Source organism: Methylomonas rosea (assembly GCF_024505055.1).
In the GTDB taxonomy this organism is placed as follows: Bacteria; Pseudomonadota; Gammaproteobacteria; order Methylococcales; family Methylomonadaceae; genus Methylomonas; species Methylomonas rosea.
In genome coordinates, this window is sequence record NZ_JANIBL010000011.1 from 19192 (window position 1) to 38924 (window position 19733).

Consider the following 19733-nt stretch of genomic DNA (forward strand, 5'->3'; position numbering starts at 1 on the left):
CCGTTCAACACGTTGACCTTACTTGGCTGTCATTGGCACAGGCAAATGAGCCGTTTGTAAATTTACTTGGTCGGACTTCGTCCCGGCGCTAGACTTATAAAATCGCTAAACAGTATAGGATGGTCACGGTGACTAGTTCAAAGCAAACGCCCTTGTACGATTTACATCTGCAATTGGGCGCCAAAATGACCACATTTGCCGGCTACCAAATGCCGGTGCAATATAAAAGCGGCATCATTCACGAGCATTTGCACTGCCGCAGTCAGGCGGGTTTTTTCGATATTTCGCACATGGGCCAGTGCAGAGTATCAGGCGAACACGCAGCAGAGGCCTTGGAAAAACTCACCCCCGGTGGCATCGTCGATCTAAAGCCCGGTGCGCAGAAATATACAGTGTTGAGCAATGCCGAGGGCGGGGTGATAGACGACATCATCGTTACCCGCAACGCATCCGGTTTATCCCTCATCGTCAACGCCGGTTGCAAGGACAAAGATTTTGCTTACCTGCGCAGCCAGTTACCGGCCGATTGTTTATTCGAAGCGTTAAGCGATTTAGCCTTGTTTGCCTTACAAGGACCGGGCGCAGCGGCGGTGATGGCCAAGTTTGCGGCTGAGGCCGGCAGGCTGAAGTTTATGCAGGCTTGTGCCGCCGACATCGCCGGGAGCGTATGCCATATTAGTCGCAGCGGCTACAGCGGCGAGGACGGCTTTGAGATTTCCTTGCCGCAAGCCGACGCGGAGCGAATCGCGCGTTTGCTGTTGGCGGAAGACGGCGTCGAACCGATTGGTTTGGGGGCCCGCGATACGCTGCGCCTGGAAGCCGGCCTTTGTCTATACGGGCACGAACTCAACGAAACGATCACGCCTATCGAGGCGGGCTTGCAATGGATATTCAAAAAAGGCCATCGCGATTTTCCCGGCGCGGAAAAAATTTTGGCGCAACGGCAAAACGGTGCTGAGCGAGTGCGCGTCGGTTTGCTGGTGGATGGCCGAATTCCGGTGCGGGAAGGTTGCGCGATAGTTCATCAGGACAAGCAAATCGGTTATGTGACCAGCGGCAGTTTCTCGCCCAGTCTGAGCCGGCCCGTGGCGATGGCCTTGTTGGACCGCCGGTTTGCCGAGCCGGGCGCAGGATTAACCGCTCTGGTGCGGAACTCTGCCATTCCGGTCACGGTCACTTCGCTACCTTTTGTTCCTCACCGCTACTTGAGAAGATAAGCCCATGTCTGCAAAACGCCCCCGTCTCGACCAACTGGAAATGCGCGGTAATTTCATTCAACGGCATATCGGGCCCAATCCTAAGCAGACTCAGGAAATGTTGGCTGAGTTGGGTTTGAACGATCTGGAAGATATTGTCGGCCAAGTCATTCCCGCCAACATTCTCAACCACGAACCCTTAAAACTCACCGGCACCATCAGCGAGCGCGCGGTGATCAAATACCTGCGCAAAATGCGCGAGCGTAACAAGGTGCTGGTGTCGATGATAGGCATGGGCTACTACGACACCATCATGCCGGCCGTGATCAAGCGCAACTTGCTGGAAAATCCCGGCTGGTACACCGCCTACACGCCGTATCAAGCCGAAGTAGGGCAGGGCCGGCTGGAAGCCTTGCTGAATTTTCAGCAAATGATCATCGATTTGACCGGAATGGAAATCGCCAATGCCTCTTTGCTGGACGAAGCGACTGCGGCCGCGGAAGCGATGACCATGTCGCGGCGCTTGGCGAAAAGCTCGTCAAACACCGTGTTGATCGATAAAGATTGTCACCCGCAAACCATCGCGGTAGTGCAGACCCGGGCCGGCTCTCTGGGCTATGACGTGGTGGTCGCCGATCCGTTCGATAATCTAACGCAACACGAGTTCTTTGCCTTAATTCTGCAGTACCCCGGCTCCGGCGGCGAAATCCGCGACCTTACCGAGGCGACCACGATCGCTCACGGCAAGCAAGCGTTGGTAACGGTGGCCGCCGACTTACTGAGTTTGGTGCTGTTAAAGCCGCCAGCTCTGTTTGATGCCGACATCGCCGTGGGCAGCGCCCAGCGCTTCGGGGTGCCGATGGGTTACGGCGGTCCGCACGCGGCTTTTTTTGCCACCCGCGACGATTTCAAACGCTCGATGCCCGGTCGCCTAATCGGTGTGTCCAAGGATAGTCACGGCCAGATTGCTTTGCGGATGGCCTTGCAGACCCGCGAGCAACATATTCGCCGTGACAAGGCCACCAGCAACATTTGCACGTCGCAGGTGTTGTTGGCGGTGATTGCCGGTTTTTACGCGATTTATCATGGGGCAGAAGGCCTGCGGATGATTACTGGCCGGGTTCATCGCTACACGCAGATTCTGGCTGCAGGGCTGGCGCACAGCGGCCACCAAGTGCTGAGCCAATGTTATTTCGATACCGTCGTGGTCAGCGTGCCGAATCGCGCCCGGCGCATCGCCGCGCAGGCTGCTGACGTGAATATCAATTTACGGATTATCGATGCCGACACTCTGGGTATTTCTCTGGACGAAACCACCACTCGCGAGCATTTACGGATCTTGTGGCAGGTGTTTGCTTCGCCCATCGCGGAGTTGCCTGACATCGGCGCGCTGGATGCAACTTTGAACGAATGTATCCCCGATGCGCTATTGCGTGAAGATGCGATTCTGCAAAACCCGGTGTTTAGCCTGTATCACTCGGAAACCGAGATGATGCGCTACATGCGTCGGTTGGCGCGTCGCGACATCGCTCTGGACCGGGCGATGATCCCGTTGGGCTCGTGTACGATGAAGCTCAACGCCGCCACCGAGATGCAGGCCATTTCGTTCTACGAATTTAATTCCATGCATCCGTTCGTGCCGCTGTATCAGGCGCAAGGCTATCAGCAATTGTTCGCGGAGCTGGAAGACATGCTCTGCGATCTAACCGGCTTCGATGCGTTTTCTTTACAGCCCAATGCCGGCTCGCAAGGCGAATACACCGGCTTGCTGGTGATTCGTAAATATCACCAGGTTAACGGTCAGGGGCAACGTACGATTTGTCTGATTCCTGCGTCCGCGCACGGTACCAATCCGGCTAGCGCCAGCTTGGCGGGCTTGACCGTGGTGGTGGTAGCTTGCGACGAACAAGGCAATGTCAGTGTCGACGATTTGCGCGCCAAAGCCGAGCAGTATCGCGACACGCTGGCGGCGCTGATGATTACTTACCCGTCCACCCACGGCGTTTACGAACAAGCCTTTCGGGAGATTTGCGACATCGTCCATCAACACGGCGGCCAAGTGTACATGGACGGCGCCAATTTCAACGCATTGGTTGGCCTCAGCCGGCCCGGCAAGATCGGCGCGGACGTGGCGCATCTGAATTTGCACAAGACCTTTTGCATTCCGCACGGCGGCGGCGGTCCCGGCGTCGGCCCTATCGGCGTGGGCGCCCATCTGGCGCCGTACTTGCCGGATCATCCGTTGGTGGAAGGCGTCAATCCGGCCAAGGGTGAGCACGGCACCGTGGGTACGGTATCCGCTGCCCCGTGGGGCTCGGCGAGTATTTTGACGATTTCTTGGGCGTATATCGCGATGATGGGGGCTACCGGTCTGCGCCGTGCTACCTTGGCGGCGATTATGAATGCCAATTACGTCGCTCGGCGACTGGCACCGCATTATCCGATTCTCTATACCGATGCCAAAGGCTGGGTGGCGCACGAATGCATCATCGATTGCCATCAGTTCCGCAAATCGGCCAATGTCACCGTAGAGGATATCGCCAAACGCCTAATCGATTATGGGTTCCACGCGCCGACCGTGTCGTTTCCGGTGGCAGACACTTTGATGATAGAACCTACCGAAAGTGAGAATAAAACCGAGATCGACCGCTTCTGTGCAGCCTTGATAGCGATTCGAGAGGAGATTAAAGAGATCGAAGACGGCCTGGCCGACAGTCATAACAACGTGCTGCACAATGCCCCGCACACGCATCGACTGTTGCTGGAGGAATGGACGCTGCCGTATTCCCGGCAAAAGGCTTTTTTCCCGGATAGCCATCAGCATGACGACAAATACTGGCCGCCGGTTGGGCGTATCGATAACGTCTACGGCGACCGCAATGTGATGTGCAGTTGTCCGACCGATTGGGCCGAGCCTATTGAGGGGATCTCCTGAACGCCTGCATGCAAGCCTTGGCCTTTGTCGACCTGGAAACCACCGGCGCTTCAGCCACCAAAGACCGTATCACCGAAATCGGTATCGTTTTGGTTGACGAGGACGGCGTGCGCGAGTGGAACCAACTGGTGCACCCGCAAACCCGCATTCCGCTGTTTATCGAGCAATTGACCGGCATCAGCAACGAGATGGTCGCCGAAGCACCTAGCTTTGCGCAAGTGGCAGGCGAAGTGGCGGAATTGCTTGAAGGGCGCTTGTTTATCGCTCACAACGCCCGTTTCGATTACGGCTTTTTGAAGAACGAGTTCAGCCGGGTGGGCATGACCTTTCGGCCGCAAGTGCTGTGTACCGTCAAACTGTCGCGGGCTTTGTATCCGCATTTTCACCGGCATAACCTGGACAGCCTGATCGAACGCCACGGTTTGCAGGCCAAAGATCGGCACCGGGCACTGGCGGATGCGCAATTGATTCATCAATTTTGGACCCAGGTCTACGAACAATTTTCCGACGAAACCGTCGATGCTGCCGTGCAGCGCTTGGTGGGTCGCTCCAGCCTGCCGTCCAATATCGATCCTTTATTGATTCACGATTTACCGGAAGCGCCTGGCGTGTACCTGTTTTATGGTGAGAACGACTTACCGTTGTACGTTGGTAAAAGCGTGAATATTCGTAACCGGGTATTGGCGCATTTCGGCGCTGATCATAAGAGCAATAAGGAAATGAGCCTGGCCCAGCAACTGCGGCGCATCGATTGGATCGAAACCGCCGGCGAGTTGGGTGCCTTGCTGACCGAATCCAAACTGATCAAGCAAATGATGCCGGTGCATAACCAGCGTTTGCGCCGGAAAAGCGCGTTATGCGCCTGGCAATTGCAACAACAGGGCGAGCATCTGCGGCCGGTATTGACCTGGGCCGACCATCTGGATTTTGGCGCGCAGGATAATCTCTACGGTTTGTATCACACCCTGCGCGACGCCCAAAAAGCCTTACGCAACGTCGCCGAGCAACAGCAATTGTGTTTGAGCGTGTTGGGTATCGAGAAAACTAGCCCTGGCCGGCCCTGCTTTGCGCATCAATTGAAAAAATGCCGGGGGGCCTGCGTGGGCAAAGAGCAGCCTTTGGCGCATGCCGCGCGGCTGATGGTTGCGATGGATAAGCTGAAACTCAGCAGCTGGCCTTATCCGGGACCGATAGGTGTTCGCGAGGGCGAGGAATTACATGTGTTGGATCGCTGGTGCTATCTGGGGACGGCCAAACATGAAGCGGATATTCATGAACTGCTGGCCAGCGGCCGCCCGGCGTTCGACCGGGATACTTATCTGACCCTGAGTAAGGCTTTAAAAAAAGCCGAGATCGTATCCTTGTCCTCCAAACCTAGGTCTCGGGCGGCAACGAGGTAAAAATCCGAGCGTTTAACTCTAGTTAATTACGGCGCCATAGAAAATTTGTTAATCCGTTATACGTGTTAAGGCCTTAACAATCGAGCTTGGCGGACATTAGTTGCCAGCCAAAATCCAGTGTTTTTCAGTTCCGCTTCATGGGAATGCTGCTATTATCAATCTCACACGACAGACTGTTAACTTTACTGCTCGATTCCACACCAGCCGATGTCCGAAAACACCATCAAATACGCCCAACTTGTCGATCTTGCCAGTCTGCAAACGCTGATGGACGATTTGTACCGGGTGATCGGCATACCAAACGCGATTATCGACACCGACGGCATCGTTATCACCAACGCCGGATGGCAAGACGCCTGCGTAAAATTTCATCGGGTCAATCACAACACATGCAGTAACTGCATAGAAAGCGATACGGCATTGGTTGAGAGCATGCTGAAAGGTGAGAGGTTTGCAATCTACAAATGTCTGAACGGCCTGGTCGATTCGGCTATGCCCATTATTGTCGAGGGCCAGCACGTCGCCAATATATTTACCGGCCAATGTTTTATTGAGCCTCCCGATCTGGAATTCTTTCGTAGTCAGGCCCGGCGCTATGGGTTCGAGGAGCATAGCTATCTGCAAAGCATCAGCAATGTACCGGTTATTCCGAAGCAGCGGCTGGAGACCATCACCGAAATGTACGCGCAACTCGCGCAAGCTTTTGCCAAACACGGCGCGGATCGGTTGCAGCAAAAACAGGCAGCGGCGAAATTGGCGGAGCTTAATAACGAACTGAATCGGCGCGTCGAGGAAAGAACCGAGCAACTGATTCAAAACAACCAGCACTTGCTGCTGGAAAAGCGTGCCCTGGCCGCCAGCGAAGCGCGTTTGTCGGCGCTATTCAAACACATGAGTAGCGGCGTGGCGGTGTACCGAGCCAGCGATGATGGCCGGGATTTCATTATCATCGGTTTCAACAAAGCTGCCGAGCAGATCGAAAAAATCACCCGTAAAGAATTGATCGGTAAAAAACTTACCGAAATGTTTCCGGGGGTATTCGAGTTCGGCTTATTCGAAGTCTTGCAGAGAGTCGCCAAAACTGGAACGCCGGAAGCTTTTCCGCCATCGTTTTACCGCGACGAGCGGATTCAGGGGTGGCGGGAAAATTATGTGTATAAATTGCCCGGCGGCGAAATTGTCTCGATTTACAACGATGTTACCGAACGCAAGCTGGCGGAAAAGGCCTTGCATTTGACGCAGTTTTCGGTGGACAGAGCCACTGAATGTTTGTACTGGATAACCGCCGACGCCAGATTCCAATTTGTAAACAACACTGCCTGCCAAGTATTGGGCTATAGCCGCGAGGAGTTGTTGACCTTTTCGGTAATGGATATCGACAAGGAGTTAACGGCGGAAAATTGGCCCGCGCATTGGCAGGAAGTAAAACAAAAAGGCGCGTTAAAAATGGAAGCCATCCATCGCTGTAAAGACGGCCGGGAAATACCGGTGGAAGTGGCCGCGAATTATTTGGTCTTCGAAGGCCTGGAATATAACTGCGCATTCGTGCGCGACATTAGCGAGCGTAAAGCCCTGCAAGCGGAGCTGGAGCGCCAGGCGCGTATCGATTACCTGACCGGCATTGCCAATCGCCGCTATTTCATGGAGCAGGGCGAAGCGGAGTTGGCGCGCAATGATCGTTACGGCAACCCCTTGTCGGTACTGATGCTGGATATCGACTATTTTAAAGCCGTCAACGACAACTACGGCCATGCGGCCGGCGATCAGGCCTTACAAAAACTGGGTTCCATTTTGGTCGAGGTTTTGCGGGAAATTGACATTCCCGGGCGCATGGGCGGCGAAGAGTTTGCGATTTTGTTGCCGGAAACCGGCCTGCTTAAAGCCATCGACGTGGCGGAACGACTCAGAAGCGTGGTTGCCAACAGCGTGATTCCGGTAGAGTCGGGGCTGGAATTGCAATTTACCGTATCAATCGGCGTGGCTACCCTGACGGATAAAAACAGCAGCATCGGCGATTTGTTGAATCTGGCCGATAAGGGTTTGTATCAAGCCAAACACAGCGGCCGGAATAAAGTCTGTAGTTTTTCGCAGCAACAATAGGACTGCATCGGGAATGCCGCGTGAGGTTTAAATCTACCGGCTTTATCCGTATTGCCGGATGTTTCCTCAGCACCTTCGGTCAAATCCTCCGCGATGCCAGGTAGGTGTGCCAACATATCTTCAGGATTTTAATAAGCTTCTCAAGCGCGAACGGATTCGATGTATTGCGCCAAGGCCGCTACCGAAGCGAAAATTTTTATCACGTCATCACGCTCGGCATCGATTTTTACCTGATAGGTTTTGCGAATCGCCAAGCCCAGTTCCAGCGCGTCTATGGAGTCTAGGCCTAGGCCGTCATTGAACAACGCGGCGTTGCTGTCGATATCCGCCACATCGACATCTTCCAGCGCCAGCGTGTCAATAATCAGCTGTTTTATTTCAGTTTCCATCTCGCTCATGGCGTTCTCGTTGTTGAGTAAAATAATCCTGTAAATATTGCGTTAAACGCCGTACCGCTATCGAGCGCGGTTGCAGTTCCCGGAAAGGCTGCAATTCGACATCGTCGCCGACGATCATCCGCAAATGAAAACGCTGCTGCGGAATTTGGTACCAGGCTTGGGTTTTGGTCAGGGTGCTGGGCATGCAACTCAGTGTTACCGGGGTGATTATACTATCGGCTTGTAAGGCAATGGCTGCCGCCCCCCGTTGAAATCGATAGGCCTGGCCGGGCACCGAGCGGGTGCCTTCCGGGAAAATCAGCATGGCGCCGCCGTTTTGCAGCCAGGTGGCGCAATCGTTGATCATGGTTTCGGAATCGGCGTTGCTGATATAGCCGGCGTTCAAGATTGGTCCGCGCATGGCCGGGTTATGCCATAGGCTGGCCTTGACGATGCAATTGGCTTGCTTGATCCGGCTGAGTAGAAAGACCACGTCTACCAGCGTCGGGTGATTGGCGACAATCAGCTGGCGGGGACGGTTGAGTTTTTCCAGGCCGATCACCTCATACGTCATCACGCCCAGCCTGTGCATCAGGCCTATAAACACATAAAAACTGAGATGGACGGTGTATTGGGCGCGGCCGGCTTTTTGGGTGCGGCTGCCCGGCCATATCGCCAACAGCGGAAACACCAGCAGCCACAGCATCACGCCGCCGATACCGAAGCTGGTAAAGCTGATGGCTGTCGCCAGCAAGCGCCAGCCGAAGTCGATTTTTTTTATGAGTATGTTTACCATTGCCAGCCGCAGTCCTGCTCGCCGCCCAAACTATATTGCCGGGCGGTGAACAGGAATTTGATAAAGGCCGGCAATTGTAGCGGTTGCTAGCTGTGATGACGAGTCGTTGACGATAAATCAACTGCGGGGCTAAGCCTATTCCGCGACTCGCGGACCGCTAGGAATAGCGTGAAACAGGGCTTTATATGCAGCCTGGTAGCGGACGGGAATCCTCTTTACTGAACTGCGGCAAGGTGGCGAAGGCTTCTTTCAGTTTTTCGTGCCACATCTTGCGGATTTTGCTCAGATACTCGTTGTCCTCCTGGAAACAATAGTATTCGTCCAGTATCAGCGTATCCCGATGATAGATCAAAAGTTCCACCGGCGCGCCGACGCTGGCGTTACTGCGCATCGTCGAATCCATCGAAATCAAACAGCAACGGCCGGCTTCGTGCAGCGAAGTGTCGATTTTTAAAAATCGATCCAGCACCGGTTTGCCGTATTTGTTTTCGCCGATTTGCAGATAAGGGGTCTGCCGGGACGTAGTGATGCAATTGCCTTCCGGGTAAATCAAATAAGCGCCGTGCGGCTCTTGGCCGATTTGCCCCGCCAAAATAAAAGTGGCGGACGGATTGAAGCTGCTTTGGCCGGCATCCACATGACGGCGCTGTTTTTCGACGCTGATCCGTCCCAGATAGGCGGCGGCTTCCGACAGATAGTTAACCGTGTCCAGATTTACTTCGGTCTCTTCTTTCATGTCGCGCTTCAACTGGTCGATCACGGCCTGAGTGGTGGCCAGATTGCCGGCGCTGAGCAGCACGATCTTCCGATCAGATGCCGTACAAAACGGGTGCATTTTCCCGTAAATGCTGACATTGTCGATGCCGGCGTTGGTTCTGGAATCCGAGGTTAATACCAGTCCGTCTTTTAGGGAGACAGCAATACAATAAGTCATACGCTCTGCGCCTGAAAAATAAGGTTGCCCGCAGTGTACTAAAGAAGCTGCGTAAAGGCCAAGGTCAGTATCGATTAACTGTCGGGGTAAGTTGTTCGATACACCGTATGGCCGGCTTTCACTATACTGAGCGGACAGGTTCAAATTAGCTGCGGGTAAGTCATAGATGATCAGTAAACCAGGCCTAATTGCCACCGGCGCATTGGCTGTCGTTATCATTGTCGCCACGGGTTTTTATCTCAGGGATGGGAACCAGCTCAGCGATACCTTGACCTTATACGGCAACATCGATATTCGCCAGGTCGAATTGAGTTTTCACGATCCAGAACGCGTGGAGCAGATCCTGGTTCAGGAAGGCGAGCGGGTCAAACGCGGCCAGTTGTTGGCTACGCAAGCGTTGGAGCGGTTTCAATTCAGCCGCGATCAGGCCGAGGCCAAAGTCGAAGTACAACAACATCAGTTGGATAAGCTGTTGCACGGATCGCGGCCTCAGGAAATCGGCAAGGCCGGCAACGATGTTAAGGCTGCGGAAGCTGCGGTCGTATTGGCTAAAAAAGAGCTGGCCCGATTACAGGTGCTGGTTAAGCGCAAACTAAGTTCCGCCGAGTCTCTGGATCGGGCGCAAGCTCAATATGACGGGGCCAGGGAGAGTCTGCAAGCCTTGAAACAGCAATACGCACTGACGGAAATCGGCCCGCGCAATGAAGACATTCGGGCCGCCCAAGCGCAACTGAAAGCCGATCGGGCCGCGATGCAACTGGCGGACAAAGCGCTGGCCGATGCGCGCTTGTACGCGCCGCAGGACGGCGTGATCCAAAACCGGATACTGGAGCCCGGCGACATGGCCAACGCCCAAAAGCCGGTGTTGACGCTGGCCTTGCGCGATCCGTTGTGGGCCAGAACCTATGTCGCGGAAGCCGATTTGGGCCGGCTGCGCTATGGGCTGCCCGCCAGTTTGGCCAGCGACAGTTTTCCGGACAAAAGCTACCGGGGCTGGGTGGCTTACATCTCTCCGACCGCCGAATTTACACCCAAGACCGTGGAAACCACGGAACTGAGAACTAGTTTGGTCTATCAAGTGCGGATCTATGCCTGCGACCCTGACGATCAGCTACGGCTGGGCATGCCGGTCACCGTGACGATAGATACCAGTCAAACGCCGATGAACCAACCGGGCTGCGAATAATCGCCGTGAATGCAGTAAAGGCCGACGTCACGCCAGCCCCTTTGATATTTACGTCGGTAAGCAAACGTTTTACCGCCGGCAATCGCGTCGTCTCGGCCTTGCAGGATATTTCCCTCAGCCTGCCGCTCGGCCAAGTCACGGCTCTGGTCGGCCCGGACGGCGCCGGCAAAACGACCTTGTTGCGGCTGGCCGCCGGGCTGTTGTTGCCCGACAGCGGCAGCATAGCAACTTTTGGCTTGAATACAGCGGTCGCCGGCGAGCAGTTGCATCGCCTAATCGGCTATATGCCGCAGCGTTTTGGTCTTTATGAGGACTTGAGCGTACTGGAAAATCTCAACCTCTACGCCGACCTTTACGGCATTTCCCGGCAGGACCGGCAACTCCGCTTTGCCGAGCTGATGCGCATGACCAATCTGCAAAAATTCAATCAGCGTCTGGCCGGCCAACTGTCCGGCGGCATGAAGCAAAAATTGGGTCTGGCTTGCACTTTGCTGAATCGGCCCCGCTTGCTGGTGCTGGACGAGCCTTCGGTCGGTGTCGATCCCTTGTCGCGCCGTGAGCTGTGGCAGATTATCGCCTTGCTGGTGCAGGAGTTTGGCACCACGGTGTTGCTCAGCACCGCCTACATGGATGAGGCGGAGCGTTGCCAGCAGGTGGTGTTACTGGACCGGGGCCAAATTCTGCATCAGGATGCGCCGGCCGGATTTCATCGTTTGGCAGACGCTTGCAGTTACCAGCTGTCCAGTCCGGTCCTGGGTAAGCGCATGCTGCAGCAGCGCTTGCAGGGGCAACCGGACCTTATCGACTCGGTGGTGCAGGGCGATGCGGTAAGGGCGGTGGCCCGACCGGGTAGCCGGCCGGATTGGACGGTAATATTCGACGATACCGAACAAGTGTGGGTCACGCCGGTGCCGCCGCGTTTGGAGGATGCTTTTATCATGTTACTGCTGGCTCGACACGCTTCTCAGCCGCAAATTGAGGCGGTGCATTTCTTGCCCAATGGCTCGCGGCATTTGGTGGGACAACAGCCGGCGGTAATTGAGGTTGATCAGGTGGATCGCTGGTTCGGTAATTTTCAAGCGGTAAAAAAACTGTCGTTTGATGTGCGGCACGGCGAGATTTTCGGTTTGCTCGGTGCAAACGGCGCCGGCAAGACCACGACTTTCAGAATGTTGTGCGGCTTGCTGCCTGCCAGTAACGGCCGCTTGCGGGTGGCTGGCCTGGATTTGCGCAAGGCTGCGGCTCAGGCCAGGGCGCGGCTGGGCTATATGTCGCAGAAGTTCTCGTTGTACGGGCAATTGTCGGTCAAGCAAAACCTGGAGTTTTTCAGCCATGCCTACGGTTTGCGTAATAAACGGCGTCTGGAACGTATAGCCTGGGCGTTTCAAGAGTTCGATCTGACTGATTTTGCCGACAGCAACAGCGTCGATCTGCCGCTGGGTTACAAACAACGGCTGGCGCTGGCTTGCGCGCTAATGCATGAGCCCGAGATTCTGTTTCTCGATGAGCCTACCTCCGGCATCGACCCCTTGGCGCGCCGCGAGTTTTGGACCCGTATCAACAGCCTGGCGGCGCAAGGCGTGACGATATTGGTTACCACGCATTTCATGGAAGAAGCCGAATATTGCGACCGGCTGTTGATCATGCGCGAGGGCGACATCCTGGCCGCCGGCACGCCGGCCCAAATCAGAAGCAGTAGTCAAACCGCCGATCAAGCACCGGCCGGCACGATGGAAGAGGCCTTTATCCGGCTGCTGGAAATCACGGGAGAGGCAAACGGATGAACGCCGCCAGCCAACGCCTGTTGGGCTTGATCCGCAAGGAGTTTCTCCAAGTGCTGCGCGATCCCAGCAGCCTGGCGATTGCCTTTGCGATGCCGGTGTTTTTGCTATTGCTGTTTGGTTACGGCGTGTCGCTGGATGCCCGCCATGTACCGATCGGCTTGGTCGTTGAGCATGTCTCGCCGGAATCGCGCAGTTTTAGCGCCGGCTTCGATTATTCGGACTATTTTCAAGCGCATTACTTCCGCGACCTGCGCGAGGCCAGGCAGGCCTTACTAAGCCGAAAAATCAATGCCATCGTGCATTTGCAGGCCGATTTCGAGCGGCGGCTGAACGGTAGCGAGCCGGCGCCGATTCAGGTCATCGTCAATGGCGTCGATGCCAATACCGCCCGCTTGACCAGCGGCTATGTGCAGGGCGTTTGGGAAGCCTGGCTCAATGCTAGGGCCGAATGGCAGGGCCTGACGCCGGTGCGGGCGGTGCAGTTGGAAGCGCGGGTCTGGTACAACAGCGGCTTGCGCAGCCGCAATTTTCTGGTGCCGGGCCTGATCGCGGTGATCATGACCTTGATCGGCGCGCTGCTGACCGCGTTGGTGATGGCCCGCGAATGGGAGCGCGGCACGATGGAGGCGTTGATTTCAACGCCGGTCAGCGTCCGCGAAGTGCTGCTCGGCAAATTGATTCCATACTACTTGCTGGGCATGGGCGGCATGTTGCTGTCGATAGGCATGGCGGTGTTTTTATTCCAGGTGCCGCTGGTAGGTTCCTTGTGGGTGTTGCTGTTGGCTGGATCCCTGTTTCTATTGGCGGCGCTGGGTATGGGTTTGTTGATTTCGATAGCCGCCAAAAATCAGTTTGTCGCCGGGCAGATCGCCATCGTCGTTACCTTTCTGCCGGCGTTTATCTTGTCGGGTTTTATTTTCAATATCGACAGCATGCCGTGGCCGGTGCAATTGTTTACCCACTTGGTGGCGGCTCGTTATTTCGTTGCCATTCTGCAGACAGTATTCCTGGCCGGCGATATTTGGGAGGTCATTTTGCCGAATGCATTGGCCTTGTTGCTGATGGCGCTGGCGTTTTTGGCACTGGCCTTGTGGCGGGCGCCGCGCCGCCTGGAATGACGAGTATGTGGTGGCGCATCCAGGCTTTATTGATTAAGGAATTCCTCAGCCTGCTCAAGGATAAAAAAAGCCGTTTCGTGTTGATCGTGCCGCCGCTGGTGCAATTGTTTGTGTTGAGTTACGCCGCCACCTACGATCTGAATCAACTGCCGATTGCGATTTACAACGAAGACCGCGGCAGCGCCGCCCGCGATCTGATCGCCCGCTTCAACGGCCCGCCGGCGTTTCGGGAAGTGCTGCGCATCGAGCGTCAGGCGCAAATCGCCGAGGCTCTGGACGGCAAACAGGTATTAATGGTGTTGCATATCGGCCAGCAATTCAGCCGCGATTTGCTTAGCAGCCGGCAACCGGCGGCGGTGCAGATTTTGCTCGACGGCCGAGACTCCAATACCGCCCAGATTGCCTTGGGCTATGCCCGAACCGTGGTCAGCCAGTTCAATAGCGATTGGGCGCACCAGCACAACCAACCAGGGTCGCCGGCAGAATTACGTGTTAGAGCCTGGTTCAATCCCAATCTGGAAAGCCGTTGGTTTATCGTGCCCGGCATCGTCGGCTTGCTGACGCTGGTGGTGACGATGACGGTGGCTGCGTTGTCGGTGGCCCGCGAACGGGAGCAGGGCACTTTCGATCAACTGCTGGTTACGCCGTTAACGCCAGCGGAAATTCTGATCGGCAAAGCCATTCCCGGCCTGATCATCGGCGTAGTAGAAGCATCGTTCAGTATCTTCATGGTGGTGGTCTGGTTTCAGGTGCCCTTGTTGGGCAGCTTGGCGGCGTTGTATATCGGCATAGTGTTGTATGTGTTTTCGGTGATCGGCGCCGGCTTGATGATTTCCTCGCTATCGGTAACGCAACAGCAAGGGTTGTTGGGCGGTTTTTTAGTCATCGTGCCGGGCGTGATTCTCTCCGGTTACGCGACGCCCATCGAGAACATGCCGGAGCTGGTGCAGCATCTGACGCTGGTCAACCCGCTCCGCTATTTTCTGATCATCATCCGCGGTGTGTTTCTGGAAGGCTTGGGAGTTGCCGATTTAGTCGATCAATACTGGCCCCTGGCGCTGATCGGTTTATTCTGTTTGAGTTGCGCCGGCTTGCTATTTCGCAAGCGTATGTACTGAACGATGCCAGGCGTCTGAGTTGTCAGCGCAATTGCCTGGTTTTAGGTCTCTTGCGCTTTGTCCAAATCCTTACAATCGGCCGGCGGGGATTGTGTCGTTACAAACATTAGGCGGTCTCATTTTGGGGTGCTTGGTGGTTTATATTAAAAAAGCATTTATATATCAATAATTTAAATTGATTTCATAACTGGCATGGCCTGTGCTTTCTCACTGTATAACCAATCAAGTGAGGTGAAGAATATGGAACTGCCAGTATTAAACGAAACTCCAGCAGCAAGCGCAGGCGGCTGCTCCTCCCATTCTTGCGGTACAAGTGATGATCAACTCGGCCATTTGTCCGACGAGATTCGCTCCAAAGTAGAAAACCATCCTTGTTATTCGGAAGACGCTCATCATTATTTTGCCCGCATGCACGTAGCGGTGGCGCCGGCTTGTAATATTCAATGCCACTATTGCAACCGCAAATACGATTGCTCTAACGAGTCACGTCCCGGTGTGGTTTCCGAGTTGTTGACCCCCGATCAAGCGGTGAAAAAAACCATGGCGGTGGCGGCTAACATTCCGCAAATGACGGTACTTGGTATTGCCGGTCCTGGCGACCCATTAGCCAATCCGGAGCGTACCTTCGAAACCTTCCGCCGCCTGAGCGCAGAAGCACCGGACATCAAACTGTGCGTTTCCACCAACGGTCTGGCCTTGCCGGAATCGGTCGAGGAATTGTCCAAACACAATATCGACCACGTCACGATCACGATTAACTGCGTCGACCCTGAAATTGGTGCGCAAATCTATCCTTGGATTTTCTGGGAAAACAAGCGCATCAAGGGTGTGAAAGGCGCGAAGATTTTGATCGAGCAGCAACAAAAAGGCCTGGAAATGCTCGCTGCCAAAGGCATTTTGGTCAAAGTCAACTCGGTGATGATCCCTGGCGTCAATGACAAGCACTTGGCCGAAGTCAGCAAAATCGTTAAAGCCAAAGGCGCTTTCCTGCATAACGTGATGCCTTTAATCGCGGAAGCTGAACATGGCACATTCTACGGTGTGATGGGGCAACGTGGTCCGACTCAAGATGAATTGATGGAACTGCAAGATTCCTGCTCCGGCGACATGAACATGATGCGTCACTGCCGGCAATGCCGCGCTGATGCGGTCGGTCTGCTGGGCGAAGACCGTGGCGACGAGTTCACCATGGACAAAATCGAGAGCATGGAAATCGACTACCAATCGGCCATGGAAAAACGCAAAGTCATTCACGAAGCGATTGCCGAGGAAATGCATAGCAAGCGCGCCGCGAAGGTGGAAAAAGCCGCCAGCCATGCCGACGAACCCAAACTGAACACCCGTCCGGTGTTGATGGCTATCGCCACCAGCGGTCAAGGCGTCATCAATATGCACTTCGGGCATGCCAAGGAATTCCTGATCTACGAAGCATCCCCGAACGGCGTGCGCTTCATGAGTCATCGCAAGACCGATTTGTATTGCGGCGGCGACGATACCTGCGGCGACGGCGAGAGCGTATTGCAACAAACCATTCGTTCCCTGGCCGGCTGTGAAGCAGTGTTGTGCTCCAAAATCGGCTACGAACCTTGGGACTTACTGGAAAAAGCCGGCATCGTGCCCAACGGCGAGCATGCGATGGAACCTATCGAAGAAGCCGTGATGGCGGTTTACAAGGAAATGGCTGCCGCCGGCAAGCTGGATGAAGCGGCACCACAAGAAGAACGGGCGACTGCCTGATCCGACGTCTTGTTTCCTGTGTGAGAGGGTTGGGTGAGGCGAATCAAAATAAAGGCTTCTGCTTTTCTAATTTTCCGCTCCCAGCCCTCTCCATCAGGAGAGGGAGATTGTCCCATTGGCTTGGGACAGACGATGTTACGAATCGGTTTTGCCATGTGGGCATTTCCGCCAAACGCTAAATCATAGAATACAAAGGTAACGTCATGGCCTTACAAATTATCGAATCCTGCGTCAACTGTTATGCCTGCGAGCCGTTGTGCCCCAGCAAGGCGATCTATATGTCCGAAAAAACCGGGCATTTCAGGATCAACCCAAAAAAATGCACCGAATGCGAAGGCGATTTTAAAGATACTCAATGCGCCAGCATTTGTCCTATCGAAGGTGCCATTCTCGACGCGCTAGGCGTCCCCATTAACCCGCCCGGCTCATTGACCGGTATTCCGCCGGAAAGAATGGCAGAGGCGATGGCGGAACTACAAGCACATTGACGGCCATGGCCACCGTGCATTTCTATGAAAAGCCGGGCTGCTTGAACAATACCCGGCAGAAGCAGTTGCTGAGTGCCGCCGGCCATTTGCTGGTGGTGTACGATCTGCTGCAACAGCCGTGGGGCAGGGAACCGGGCAAGTTGCGTTCGTTTTTCGGCGACATGCCGGTCGCGGATTGGTTTAACCGTAGCGCGCCGGCTGTCAAACAAGGGTTGGTCGATCCAAACACTGTCAGCGAAGACGAAGCTATAGCGCTGATGGTGGCGCAGCCGTTGTTAATACGTCGGCCTTTGATGGAGGTCAACGAACAGCGTGTCTGCGGGTTCGACCAACAACAGGTCGATGCCTGGTTGGGTTTGGCGACAGCCGTATCGCACAAAAATTTGGAAACCTGCCCCAAGCAGTCGCACGCCGAGGCTTGCAAGCCATGAACAGCGTCCAATTGGAGAGCGAAGACGGCGTACCGCTGGCGGTAGCCTTATCCGAACGCGTGCATTGGGTCGGCGCGCTGGATCCGAACCTGCGTACTTTCGACATTATCCTGAAGACCGCCAACGGTACCAGTTACAACGCTTATGTGATTCGCGGTAGCGAGGGCGTGGCGGTGATCGACACCGTCAAGGAAGGCTTTGCCAACGATTTTTTTGCTCGCTTGGAAAGCGTCGCCGATTATTCGGAAATCAAGGTCATCGTCCTCAATCACTTGGAACCCGATCATACCGGCGCCTTGCCGGAGTTGATGAAACGGGCCCCGCAAGCGCAATTGTTCATTTCCCAAAAAGCCCAGTCCATGCTCAAAGGCCTGTTGAAACAGGACGAGCTGAGCTATACCCCCGTGGTGACCGGCGACAAAGTGTCCTTGGGCGACCGCAGCCTGGAGTTTTTACACACCCCTTATTTGCATTGGCCCGACACGCAATGCACCTATGCGCCGGAAGAGGCGATGCTGTTTTCCGGCGACGTGTTTGGTTGCCACTTTTGCGATAACCGCTTGTACAACGACAAGGTCGGCGATTTTCGGTTTTCCTTTGAGTACTACTACGCCCACATCATGCGGCCTTTCAAGGAATACGTGGTCAGGGCCTTGGAACTGATAGAACCTTTGCCGCTGAAATTGATTGCGCCCACGCACGGCCCAATATTGCGCGACCGCCCGCAGCATTACATCCAGCGCTACCGTCAGCTATCCAGCCCAGCGCTGCATAACGAACTGAAACCCAATCAAAAAACCCTGCTGATTTTTTACATCAGTTCCTACGGCAATACCCGGCGGATGGCGGAAGCCATTTATCAAGGCGCGATGCAAATCGAGGACGTGCGGGTATCGCTTTATGACCTGGAAGGCGGCGAGGTGGCGCCGTTCGTGGATTTGATCGAGGAAGCCGACGGCTTGGTGTTGGGCACGCCGACCATCAACGGCGATGCGGTCAAGCCGATTTGGGATCTGCTGTCCTCACTGGCCGTGGTCAATCTTAAAAACAAACTCGGCGGTGTGTTCGGTTCTTACGGCTGGACCGGCGAGGGCGTGCGCCTGGTGGAGGACCGCTTACGCGGCTTGAAGCTGCGGGTGCCGATTCAAGGTTTGCGCGTCAAGTTGATTCCGACCGAGGACGAAATACATGAGTGTAAAGCCTTTGGCTTGGAACTGGCTCAGGAATTGACCGGGGCCAGAGAGTCGAGAGTGATTAATTTTGCGGACCTGTAAACCGGATAAACAGACGCCTGCTATTGAGCCTACAGCGGTATTCGTAGGCTAAACCGATCCAAGGACGCATCGGTGACCTCATCGGCCGTAAGGCCGGTGAAAATCAGGAATCGTTTCGGTTCCAAACCGGGAGTCCTCAGATTAGAGGCTGCCGAGATTACTTTTAATACCTTATGGAGTTTTTACAATGGCCAAAGCGACCATTACATTTGAAGATATAAACGTGACTGTTACCGTCCCCGCCGGCACCCGGGTTATTGAGGTGTCCGAGAAAGTAGGTTCCGGCATTACGTACGGTTGCCGGGAAGGCGATTGCGGAACCTGCATTATGAAAGTGACTGCTGGGTGGAATAACCTGACCGAGCCGTCCGTACTGGAAGACAAAATTTTGCGGGAAAACATGGCTGGCAAACACAACCGTCTAGCTTGCCAAGCGCAAGTCTTGGGCGGCGAAATTTCCCTTAAACCAGTTTAAGAACGCAAAAGGAGTAACACATGGCATTAGTAACATTTACCAGTCCCGAATATAGGGACAAAACCGTCTACGCCGTTGCTGGCAGTCACACCCAGACTATTTTGAAGCTGGCTTTGGAAAACAAGATCCCCATTAATTTCGAATGCGAAGATGGCGAATGCGGCACTTGCGTGGTCCGCGTCACCAGCATCGACAAAAAAATGGAGCGCATGGGTGGCACGATGACCGAGAAGGAAAAATCCCTGCTAAAACAAATCGGTAAAGTCACTACCGAACAGTTGGAGCAAATGATTGTTGACGACCTGCCGCCCGAATGGCGTCTGGCATGTCAGATGATCGTTAGGGATGAAGATATTCGCGTCGAATATTAATTTCTGCGTCATC

The 19733-nt window shown here is 54.8% G+C and carries 17 protein-coding genes; 14 read left to right on the plus strand and 3 right to left on the minus strand.

The features are described from left to right. The first annotated feature begins 119 nt into the window (after nucleotides 1-119). The 4 genes from gcvT (at nucleotide 120) to NP589_RS05195 (ending at nucleotide 7631) form a co-directional block, all read left to right on the plus strand. Nucleotides 120-1217: a glycine cleavage system aminomethyltransferase GcvT gene (gene gcvT, locus NP589_RS05180; protein ID WP_256606032.1), complete on the plus strand. Its 1098-nt coding sequence runs from the start codon at nucleotides 120-122 to the stop codon at nucleotides 1215-1217. A gap of 4 nt (nucleotides 1218-1221) precedes the next feature. Then, the gene (gcvP, locus tag NP589_RS05185; RefSeq protein WP_256606033.1) at nucleotides 1222-4131 is read left to right on the plus strand and encodes an aminomethyl-transferring glycine dehydrogenase; all 2910 of its coding nucleotides are present in this window, start codon (nucleotides 1222-1224) and stop codon (nucleotides 4129-4131) included. A gap of 8 nt (nucleotides 4132-4139) precedes the next feature. After that, nucleotides 4140-5531, plus strand: a complete 1392-nt coding sequence (locus NP589_RS05190; RefSeq protein ID WP_256606034.1) for a 3'-5' exonuclease family protein — start codon at nucleotides 4140-4142, stop codon at nucleotides 5529-5531. Between the two features lie 207 nt (nucleotides 5532-5738). After that, nucleotides 5739-7631 carry a diguanylate cyclase gene (locus tag NP589_RS05195; protein ID WP_256606035.1) on the plus strand — a complete coding sequence of 631 codons (1893 nt, stop codon included), beginning with the start codon at nucleotides 5739-5741 and terminating at the stop codon, nucleotides 7629-7631. A gap of 140 nt (nucleotides 7632-7771) precedes the next feature. On the opposite strand, the gene NP589_RS05200 is transcribed toward NP589_RS05195, so the two are convergent. The 3 genes from NP589_RS05200 to NP589_RS05210 form a co-directional block, all read right to left on the minus strand. Beyond that, nucleotides 7772-8029, minus strand: coding sequence for a phosphopantetheine-binding protein (locus NP589_RS05200; RefSeq protein WP_256606037.1), 258 nt, complete (start codon nucleotides 8027-8029; stop codon nucleotides 7772-7774). Continuing rightward, nucleotides 8010-8804: a lysophospholipid acyltransferase family protein gene (locus tag NP589_RS05205; protein ID WP_256606038.1), complete on the minus strand. Its 795-nt coding sequence runs from the start codon at nucleotides 8802-8804 to the stop codon at nucleotides 8010-8012. The genes NP589_RS05200 and NP589_RS05205 overlap by 20 nt, the downstream gene beginning before the upstream one ends. A gap of 181 nt (nucleotides 8805-8985) precedes the next feature. Then, nucleotides 8986-9738, minus strand: coding sequence for a proteasome-type protease (locus NP589_RS05210; RefSeq protein WP_020484739.1), 753 nt, complete (start codon nucleotides 9736-9738; stop codon nucleotides 8986-8988). Between the two features lie 166 nt (nucleotides 9739-9904). Between NP589_RS05210 and NP589_RS05215 the strand changes: the two genes are divergently transcribed. From NP589_RS05215 to NP589_RS05260, 10 genes are all read left to right on the plus strand, one after another. Next, nucleotides 9905-10924, plus strand: a complete 1020-nt coding sequence (locus tag NP589_RS05215; RefSeq protein ID WP_256606039.1) for an HlyD family secretion protein — start codon at nucleotides 9905-9907, stop codon at nucleotides 10922-10924. A 5-nt stretch (nucleotides 10925-10929) separates the two neighbouring features. Beyond that, a complete protein-coding gene (locus NP589_RS05220; RefSeq protein ID WP_256606040.1) occupies nucleotides 10930-12708 on the plus strand; it encodes an ATP-binding cassette domain-containing protein in 1779 nt (592 codons plus the stop codon). Continuing rightward, the gene (locus tag NP589_RS05225) at nucleotides 12705-13826 is read left to right on the plus strand and encodes an ABC transporter permease (RefSeq protein ID WP_256606041.1); all 1122 of its coding nucleotides are present in this window, start codon (nucleotides 12705-12707) and stop codon (nucleotides 13824-13826) included. The genes NP589_RS05220 and NP589_RS05225 overlap by 4 nt, the downstream gene beginning before the upstream one ends. A gap of 5 nt (nucleotides 13827-13831) precedes the next feature. Then, on the plus strand, nucleotides 13832-14944 hold the full coding sequence (locus NP589_RS05230; RefSeq protein ID WP_256606042.1) for an ABC transporter permease: 1113 nt from the start codon (nucleotides 13832-13834) through the stop codon (nucleotides 14942-14944). A 240-nt stretch (nucleotides 14945-15184) separates the two neighbouring features. Continuing rightward, entirely contained in the window at nucleotides 15185-16681 is a 1497-nt protein-coding gene (gene nifB / locus NP589_RS05235; protein ID WP_256606043.1) for a nitrogenase cofactor biosynthesis protein NifB, read from the plus strand. A 203-nt stretch (nucleotides 16682-16884) separates the two neighbouring features. Next, nucleotides 16885-17169: a 4Fe-4S dicluster domain-containing protein gene (locus NP589_RS05240; protein WP_036274323.1), complete on the plus strand. Its 285-nt coding sequence runs from the start codon at nucleotides 16885-16887 to the stop codon at nucleotides 17167-17169. Between the two features lie 5 nt (nucleotides 17170-17174). Further along, entirely contained in the window at nucleotides 17175-17600 is a 426-nt protein-coding gene (locus NP589_RS05245) for an ArsC/Spx/MgsR family protein (protein WP_020484743.1), read from the plus strand. Beyond that, nucleotides 17597-18874 (plus strand): FprA family A-type flavoprotein, encoded by a 1278-nt coding sequence (locus tag NP589_RS05250; RefSeq protein ID WP_256606044.1) that lies wholly within the window; start codon nucleotides 17597-17599, stop codon nucleotides 18872-18874. The genes NP589_RS05245 and NP589_RS05250 overlap by 4 nt, the downstream gene beginning before the upstream one ends. Nucleotides 18875-19061: 187 nt before the next feature. Continuing rightward, nucleotides 19062-19349, plus strand: coding sequence for a 2Fe-2S iron-sulfur cluster-binding protein (locus tag NP589_RS05255; protein ID WP_020484745.1), 288 nt, complete (start codon nucleotides 19062-19064; stop codon nucleotides 19347-19349). A gap of 20 nt (nucleotides 19350-19369) precedes the next feature. Continuing rightward, nucleotides 19370-19720, plus strand: coding sequence for a 2Fe-2S iron-sulfur cluster-binding protein (locus tag NP589_RS05260; RefSeq protein ID WP_026602163.1), 351 nt, complete (start codon nucleotides 19370-19372; stop codon nucleotides 19718-19720). Nucleotides 19721-19733: the final 13 nt, after the last annotated feature.